The 2,157-nt window shown below is 62.9% G+C and carries 3 protein-coding genes; all 3 read left to right on the top strand.

Annotated elements, in window-relative coordinates; all coding sequences use genetic code 11:
• Window positions 1-253 (top strand): NADH-quinone oxidoreductase subunit C (locus EOA36_RS34040; protein ID WP_189553511.1); only part of this gene is annotated, 253 nt, incomplete at its 5' end.
• Between the two features lie 9 nt (window positions 254-262).
• Window positions 263-1,453: an NADH-quinone oxidoreductase subunit D gene (locus EOA36_RS34035; protein ID WP_127281082.1), complete on the top strand. Its 1,191-nt coding sequence runs from the start codon at window positions 263-265 to the stop codon at window positions 1,451-1,453.
• Window positions 1,454-2,157 (top strand): NADH-quinone oxidoreductase subunit NuoE (gene nuoE, locus EOA36_RS34030; protein ID WP_127281081.1); only part of this gene is annotated, 704 nt, incomplete at its 3' end.

Below are 2,157 nucleotides of genomic sequence, written 5' to 3'. Positions count from 1 at the left end.
TCTCTATGGCGTGCTGTTCTCGGGCCATCCGGACCTGCGCCGCCTGCTGACCGATTACGGGTTCGAAGGCCATCCGCTGCGCAAGGACTTCCCGCTGACCGGTTTCGTCGAAGTGCGCTACGACGACGAAGCCAAGCGCGTCATCTACGAGCCGGTCGAGCTCAAGCAGGAATTCCGCAATTTTGATTTTCTTTCCCCTTGGGAAGGCACCGATTACGTGCTGCCCGGGGACGAAAAAGCCAAGACGAATTGAGGCGCCAGAATGGCTGAAACCTCCGTCCGCAATTTCAACATCAACTTTGGACCTCAACACCCTGCGGCGCATGGTGTATTGAGGTTGGTCCTTGAGCTCGACGGCGAAGTCGTCGATCGCGTCGATCCGCATATCGGCCTGCTGCATCGCGGCACGGAGAAGCTGATCGAGGCCAAGACCTATCTGCAGGCGGTGCCTTATCTCGACCGGCTCGACTATTGCGCGCCGATGAACCAGGAACATGCCTTCGCGCTTGCCGCCGAGCGCCTGCTCGGCATCGAGGTGCCGAGGCGCGGCCAACTGATCCGCGTGCTCTATTGCGAGATCGGCCGCATCATGTCGCACATCCTCAATGTGACGACGCAGGCGATGGACGTCGGTGCGCTGACGCCGCCGCTGTGGGGCTTCGTCGAGCGCGAAAAGCTGATGGTGTTCTATGAGCGGGCTTCAGGTTCGCGCATGCATGCGGCCTACTTCCGGCCTGGCGGCGTCCACCAGGACCTGCCGCGGCAGCTGGTCGAGGACATCGGCAAATGGATCGACCCGTTCCTGAAATCGCTCGACGATCTCGACAAGCTGCTCACCGGCAACCGCATCTTCAAGCAGCGCAATGTCGATATCGGCATCGTTTCGCTGGCCGATGCCTGGGCCTGGGGCTTTTCGGGCGTGATGGTGCGCGGCTCGGGCTCGCCGTGGGATCTGCGCAAGTCGCAGCCCTATGAATGCTATTCCGAGATGGATTTCGACATCCCGGTCGGCAAGAATGGCGACTGCTTCGACCGTTATCTCGTGCGTATGGAAGAAATGCGCCAGTCGGCGCGGATCATGCGCCAGTGCGTCGATCTTCTGCTCGGCAAGGAAAGCACCGGTCCGGTGTCGAACCTCGACGGCAAGGTGGTGCCGCCCAAGCGCCAGGCGATGAAGCGTTCGATGGAAGCGCTGATCCACCACTTCAAGCTCTACACCGAGGGCTATCGCGTGCCGGCCGGCGAGGTCTATGCGGCCGTCGAGGCGCCGAAGGGCGAGTTCGGCGTCTATCTCGTCTCCGACGGCACCAACAAGCCGTACCGCTGCAAGCTGCGCGCCCCCGGTTTCGCGCATCTGCAAGCCATGGATTTCCTGTGCCGCGGCCACATGCTGGCCGACGTCACCGCCGTTCTTGGCTCCCTCGACATCGTGTTTGGTGAGGTCGATCGCTAAATGTCAGTCCGCCGTCTCGCAGAAGCCAGCGTCCAGCCAGCGTCCTTCGCCTTCAACAAGGCGAATGCGGCGGCGGCCAAGCAGTGGATCAAGAAATATCCGAAGGGGCGCGAACAGTCGGCGATCATCCCGCTTCTGATGATAGCGCAGGAGCAGGAAGGCTGGGTCACCAAGGCGGCGATCGAGACGATTTCGGACATGCTCGGCATGCCGCGCATCCGCGGGCTCGAGGTCGCGACCTTCTACACGCAGTACCAGTTGAATCCCGTCGGCACCCGCGCGCACATCCAGGTTTGCGGCACCACGCCCTGCATGCTGCGCGGTTCGGAAGCGCTGATGGATGTGTGCCGCTCGAAAATCCATCACGACCAGTTCCACACCAACGACAAGGGCACCTTGTCGTGGGAGGAGGTCGAGTGCCTCGGCGCCTGCGTCAACGCGCCGATGGTCATGGTGTTCAAGGATACGTTCGAGGATCTGACGCCGGAACGGCTGGCCGAAATCATCGACCTCTATGATGCCGGCAAGGGCGCCTCGGTGGCGCCGGGGCCGCAGAACGGCCGCACCGGCTCGGAGCCGGCCTCCGGTTTGACGACGCTGAAGAGCGAAAAGGCGATCCTCAAATCGACCCGCGACCGCGAAGCCCGGGAAGCAGCCAAGGCCGCCAAGGCAGCGCCCGGCGCGATCATCGCGGCGGCCGGGCC

The organism is Mesorhizobium sp. M8A.F.Ca.ET.021.01.1.1 (genome assembly GCF_003998025.1).
In the GTDB taxonomy this organism is placed as follows: domain Bacteria; phylum Pseudomonadota; class Alphaproteobacteria; order Rhizobiales; family Rhizobiaceae; genus Mesorhizobium.
This window is presented reverse-complemented; position numbering and strand designations above follow the sequence as displayed.

What these genes read in the sequence shown, in the direction of transcription:
- EOA36_RS34035 (WP_127281082.1), top strand. Translation starts at nt 263, where the DNA reads ATGGCTGAAACCTCCGTCCGCAATTTCAACATCAACTTTGGACCTCAA.